Below are 6,702 nucleotides of genomic sequence, written 5' to 3' on the forward strand. Positions count from 1 at the left end.
GAGAGGCTGAAGGTTTGACCCAGTAATCATTGAGCTGTCGCTCAACCGCTGCGGCGTGAGCCTGCACCAATGTGTCATGGATAGCCCGGATCAGCTCTGATTCAAATATTCCAGCAGCATGAGCGTAAGGTTCCAGGGTATCCTGAACATTGGTCAGGAATGCTGCCGTCTTGCGGCCGTTTTCAAAGGCAATATCGTCAAGAATGTAGTTGGCGATGATAGCAGCTGCGTATTCTTTCATGCCGGCAACAGACTCTTTCATACCTGCCGGGCTGGTGGCAGTCACGGGGACAGCCGTAAAGGCACTCTGCATGAATTCCTCAGTGCCTTTGTCGGACAGCATCTGGACAACGGTCTTGAAGTGAGGCAAATTGACGCCGTGTCTGTGGCCAAGGAAGTGTTCAAATTCATCCACTGTCTGATAACCATCCACACCTCTAACGGCTTTCATGTAGTTCTCAAGTTCAACCTTACTGATCACACCTTCACGCAGCAGACCGATAATCTTGTTACCACTGGCAGAACGAGTAGCGAAATATTCTGAGAAGCCTTTCAGGTCCTCTGGTTCATGCTCGACAAAGTGAATGGCTGCTGCGCCCATGCCGTATATTTCGTCTTCGTATTGTTGAGCCCCGGTTTTTAGCTCGATCCTGGCCCTGTGTGCCAGAAATTCGACTTCTTTCAGGGCATTCGTGGGCTGATCTTCTGCAGACTCAGACCTAAAGGTCGCCTTCAGGTTTTTGAAGACTTCCGCAATACGTCTGGCCTGATCAAACGTCAGATGGTCTCCAACCATTGCCTGCAGGCGAATCGGTGCCAATTCATCATCAAAATCGAAAGTCGGAAGGTATGGTAGTATTAGCTTACCGCTTTTTTCTGCCGATTCTGCAAGAGCCATTGCGGCTGACAGAGCTTGTTTCTTGAGAGAGTGCGTCTGCATATAAGCGTGCAACTCGGTTAGTATTTTTGCCTGTTTCGGCGTGTACTGGAAGGGGCCACCCTCATTTTCGACAGCTTCCTGTGCCGCTTCCAGGGCTTGCTTCATGTTCTCTATAGTCGCCGTCTTGAGTTCTACTTCCTTTTTCAGGCGCTCCTGCTGCAGGGTCAGTTGCAGGATCTTCCCGCCAGTACCGTCATATCCGCCCAGCTTTACTTGTTTGTTTTTCAGGGCGTCGATCCGGTCTTCATAATTGGCACTATAATCTTGTTTAAGACCCAGTTCATCTTCAATGTCTTTAAGATTTTCTTCATGATCCGCCAGAGCTTTTTGTGCTAACGGTATAGCCGCACTTTTCTGTTTCAGGACTGACTCCAGCGCGGCTATCTCGTCTTCAAGCAGAGCTTTGGCTTCCTGATCGACGCCCTTAAGCTCGTCAATCTCCTGATTTTTACTGTCCAGATTGTGTCTTGCATCACTTTCTTCTGCTCGTGCGAGGATCACTTCCTTCAGTTTATGGTCGCGCTCACGCATGAATTTTGCGATCTGAGCGTACTTTTTCATGATCTCAGGCAGTTCACCAACTGTTTCAACGACTACCTCGAATTTATCCCGACCGGGAGTGGCTACGGAGGCTTTAATGGCATTAAAATAATTCTCTTCTTCTGATGCATCAGGGTTACTCTCAACAGAGATGTCCAGATCTGATGTGACAGCTCTCAGTTTCAGAACAACTTCTGCTCGTCTCCCTGAACCGTCTCCCTGCAGGAAATGTCTGATGTCGTCTACTCGCTCTTCCGAGGTTTGCTCATCAACTGCAACCAGACCTAAACCGGTCTGAATTTGTTTCATTCTCTGATTAATAATTGCCTTTTCTTCATCCGTGAGAGGGAAGGTGGCAGGAGAATTAGATACCACACGTACATGAAGAATAGCCCCCAGCTTGCGGTAAAGAGCCTGCAGCTCATTTTCAGCTTCTCCCACAGCTTTCCTGGCTCTGGCTACTTCTCGATCAAGAGCGTACCGGGGTTTAGGTCCCAGGCGAGCCATTAGCCCGTCCAGTCTATTTTCAATGGTTGCGATTCGCTCATTAACGTCAGACTGACTCGCATTGAAAATTTCTCCGAACAGCTCATTGAGTTTCGCTTCAATCAGGCTGTTCTGGTCGTCGATAGCGGCATCATCTTTATAGTCCTTAATGTTGAGCTGGTGAGCTACTTTATTGTTTCTGGCTCTTCTGACAGCTTCATCGTCATTGGCCATGCCCACTATTAACGTCTGAATTTTGGCTTTTAAAGCATCCTTCCCATCAGGCAGGTTGTCATCTACTTCAAGTGCTACATGCAGATCTTTGGCCAGTTTAGCGGTGAGAGCCTTGACCTTGTCTTTAGCAGCAATGTGTTCAGAAGGGTAGATCTTGAGCTTGTCCTCTACGGCTGCAAGTAAACGTGCCTGTCTTTCACTGGCTTGCTTTTCCAGATGCAAATCTTCGACTTTATAGGCAAGAGTCGCATGAAGCCTCCTGAGTTTGAGAACACTCTCGTCGAGCGCTGTGCTGTCTTCTTTCCAGAGGGTCTGATCTATCTGCTCCAGCGTATCTTTCGGAACATCATCACCTTCAAGCAGTGTGAGAATCAGGGGAAGTCTTGCTGCCTGGTCATCCTCTTCGTTGAATTTAATGTTGAGTATTTTTTCTATGGTTTCCAGCCGATCGGTCTGTCGCACCCTGGCTTGCTTATCCGGGGCAGGGTCTTCGAGTTTATAGCGAAGGTGGGCAAGAAGCCTGATGAGTGTCAGGTTCTTCACGTTCAGGGTTTTGCTTTCAAATGCCCAAAGGATGATATCTATCTCATCCCGTATCTCATCCAGTTTCTCATCCGGGATAGCATGGCTATTGAGTATGCCGGAAATCCTGGTGAGTCTTGATATTTTGTCGTCCTCTTCATAGGCTATGACGCCGAGTATTTCTTCTGCGACCCCCAGTATGCTCAGGGCCTCTTTCTCAGCCAGCTGTCTGGCGTCTCTGATGTACACCTGCACCTCTCTGGAAATGTCCTGGCGACGGAGATAGACGTCGTCGTTTTGATCAAGGCAATGCATATCAAGGGCGTTTTCTACGGCAGTGAGTGTCTCAAGGACTTCAGGCATGACTTTGGGGTGGCCTGGTGTTCTGATGTCTTCCAGTTCTTTTTCCAGCTTCGCAAGTTTAAAGAGCTTGAGATATACCGTTCTTTCCAGGATAAAGCGGTCTTCCAGATTGCTGTCTTTAGCCAGCTCATTACCAAGAATCTTTTTCAGAGTGGCTTTTCTGACGTGGGTGAAGGAGTCCTCTAAATCCTTTTGACCGAGCAGGGTCTTAAGTCTGTTACGCATGATTTCATGTTTAGTGTACATTGCCTTAAGTTTCTGAATCAGGCGATCATGTTGAGCTTCAATATCATCATCATCAGCATTACTATCATAATCCGGAATGTTTAAATGTGCGGCAATGGTTTTATAGAGGGCTTTGATTTCATCTTCTTTTTCAGCATCTTTTCTAATGCTCTGTAGCCGAAGATGTTCTTGAACGATCTGAACTGCCTGCTGTTTTGCTGGCTCCTGAATGGCTTGGTAACGGACTTCCAGGTTTTTTTCTTCATCCGGGACGAGACTCAGCTGAACGTCAATGTTAGCCGGATTATTCTGGGCTATCCAATCGGCTGGTTCTGCCTTTTGTTGCAGGTGCTGTTGAATGGATCGATGACCCGAATCCAGACCGTTTTCATTGTCTGGAGTAATATCGTGCTCGCTTTCAATGGCTGCCAGTTGTTCTTTGACTGCTTCTTCCCGAGGTTTTTCTGTTGCAGCGTTTGCTGCGGTAACCGTCGCGGTATCTGATATTGTCGCAACCGGTGTTGCGGCGACCGACGTCCTGGCAACCGCTGTTGTGGCCAACGGTGTTGCGATGACCGATGTTGCGATGACTGATGTTGCGATAACCGATGTTGCGGTAACCGATGTTGCGGTAACTGGTCGTCGGATTTCAATAATTTTCTGGCTGATGAGTCTGGCTTGTTTTGCTAATGGCTGGGCATCCTCCCAGTTATCAATGCCAAGCTCTGCTGCCATTTGAGCGTTGCGAGCTTTTGTGGCATCGGTTCTGGCATTAAGAATTAGTTGTTCCAGATCTTCCTCATCGGAGAGTTCAGCGTCTTGTTCCAGCTGCTGTTGAATGAACTGAAGGTTAGTCAGGTCGTTTCCATTGTCCAAAATAAAACCGCGCTTGCCGCCAATATCCGCCTGTTTTGTTTTTGCAGCCTCTTTAACAGGCTCTCCTGTTGCGGCAACCAATGGGTTGGTCGCCAGAGTTTTTTTTCCGGTGAGTCTGGCTTGTTCTTCCGGTGGCTGGGTATCATCCCAATCATCAATATCGGGCTTTGCTGCCGTTTGAGTATTGAAAGTTTTTGTGGCAAATGATTTGAAAATTCGAATTTTTTTCTCCAGCTTGGGAATTCGTTCGACATCCCGCTGAAGTTCCAGTAACAGGCTACGCAGTTCTCCCCTCTCTCCTCTAAGCCGTGCGAGCTCATTCTCAATTCTTTGCTTGCTTCGAAGTGCTTTGAATAATTCCTGTTTACTGGTAGTGGATTTCTCCGTTGTGAGCTCTATATGGCTTCTAAACCGGATGAGTTCACTTTCTCGTTCGCTTTCACTTGCCTGCAGCATTTCCAGCGAGCTTTCCAGCTCAATCAGCTTTCTGGCCATGTCGCTCGTGACTTTGGAAGCAAACTCTGTGTTATCTCCAAGAATATCGATCTGGGCTTCATTGGTAATGCTGACAAGAGGTACCACTTCCTTAATATTGTGGAGAAACAGCTGATTATTCAGGAGTTTGCTAATTTCGCGTCTCAAGCTGAAGTGTCGTTCGATTTGAGCACGCATCCAGGTTGGTGTGATGACCGAAGCAGCGATGTTGACATGATCTGGTGTGAATACAAATTCATCTGCTTGATCTGGAGTAGCACTGATCAATGCCTGCTCGAGAGATGCCCAGTATGCAAGCTCAATCGTCGCCTGTTCTTTTTTCAGTGAAAGCTTAGTCGATTGATCTTCGTAAGCTCTGGCATCGTACATCTCAAATAAATCTTCCAGCAGTGCCATCTGCGAGCTTCGAATGATGTATTGTAAGTTTTTGATCCTATCTTTTTTTACCTTCACTGATACCGGAGAGCTGGGGTTATCAGGGTCTATGTCCCAGAGGTTACGGAAGCTTCTGGCAAAAGCGGTGTCGGCCAGGTTCTGCTTCTGACCACGGAAAACAATAATCTCCCCCGAAGCCTCAGACACTTCCAGTTTTGGGTAACCCGCAGGCACAGGATAAACCTGTGTCTCATCCTCGAAGTGGACGACATATCCGACGGGTTTCTGGTATGACAACAAATCATTCAGGACTTTCTGTTGTAAATCTTTTTCCAGAACGTGAACCTGGGTGTAGGCAGTAGTCGCTGCTGCTAAAAGCGCTTCATCATTGACAAAGAGCGATTGACCCAGACGCTGCAGTTCAGGCGGCTGATCGCCGACAGCGACAAGACGCATAAAGGTGCGCCCATTCACTTCAACTTTGTCTACTTTAATGGTGGCAAGGGCTACATAGTGATCGACTTTGCCAAGGTTGCCTGCTCTATCATTGGCTCCTTTCAATACTCCGACCAGCTTTTTGGGGCTGACGACTCTCGTTAACGGTTCAAATGGTTGGGTGCCATCCAAGTGTGCAAGAACAGCCTCAATTGAATCCTGATCGGTCATTCCATTTCTGACTTCAATGATCAGCTCTTCTTCTGCAAGGTTATGGGTGAATCTGAAGACCCCCTCATTACCGACCTTGACGACTTTGGTGTATTTTTGAGCAACGTCATTGTCGTCTGTCTCAAACAGATCAACAGTGGAAACGCCACCGTCGATACCAGAAAGAACGTCTGTGAAGCCTTCAGAAGATATGTCATGGACAGTCCTTGCTTCAGCCTGATCAGGGTAGGTGGTAGTAAAGGATTTGGGTATTGGCTGCTGGTCATCACCTAAAGTTGGCTGAACCACGACCTCACTCTGGGTAAACTCCGTATGTCCATTGTCCAATATAATCATGGATTTTGTCTGCAGCCTGCGTTCGGCCAGTGCCTGTGTACCAGTGATGGAAGAAATGATGGAAACGGCCACGGCAAGGCTGATTGCGTTGGGGCGAACATATGTCATTCTACTACCTCAGAGCTGAGTATTTTATTACCGTGAAAAGTGATCACCACACCAGATAAGCAGGCAACTTCCAGTTTCTCATGGCTGTTCCGGTAAGTTGTTGAGTGAATTTAGTTCACAGTGGCAAATTCGGTAAGCAATTGAGCGAATTTAGTTCGTAATGACAAAGTCCAATGCCAGTAAAATTGAGTGGTTTTTTCAGGGCGGGAATACATTCATGCATGCCTGAAAACAGGGTTTATTTGATAGCCTGACCTGAAAGCAATCACTATGTATTCCTTTATACTGGTTGCTTTTCGATGGGTATTGCTACTGAGTGGGCATTCACTGATTTCTGATATTAAAGTTCGCCGTGGATTTTCTTATCTTTATCAGGGTCGAACCTCTCAATCTCATGACCAGCCATTGCTGCTTTCACAGCTGTAGAGGAGGCAGGTGCTGAGGTCCTCCTGGCTTTCCTGTCAATATTCTGATGCCATTTGTAGAGGGCACCCAGAGTGTAAGAGTAAGGAATACTTTCTGCATGGGAGAATGAC

Annotated in this window: 2 protein-coding genes; both read right to left on the minus strand. The window is 47.4% G+C overall.

Annotated elements, in window-relative coordinates:
• Positions 1–6,166, minus strand: a 6,166-nt coding sequence (locus KDK17_RS16240; RefSeq protein ID WP_257288534.1) for a hypothetical protein, incomplete at its 3' end; no start/stop codon positions are given.
• Positions 6,167–6,506: 340 nt separating this feature from the next.
• Positions 6,507–6,702 (minus strand): hypothetical protein (locus KDK17_RS16245; RefSeq protein ID WP_257255358.1); only part of this gene is annotated, 196 nt, incomplete at its 5' end.

Origin of the sequence: Endozoicomonas sp. SESOKO2 (assembly GCF_024606245.1) — a bacterium.
In the GTDB taxonomy this organism is placed as follows: Bacteria; Pseudomonadota; Gammaproteobacteria; order Pseudomonadales; family Endozoicomonadaceae; genus Endozoicomonas_A.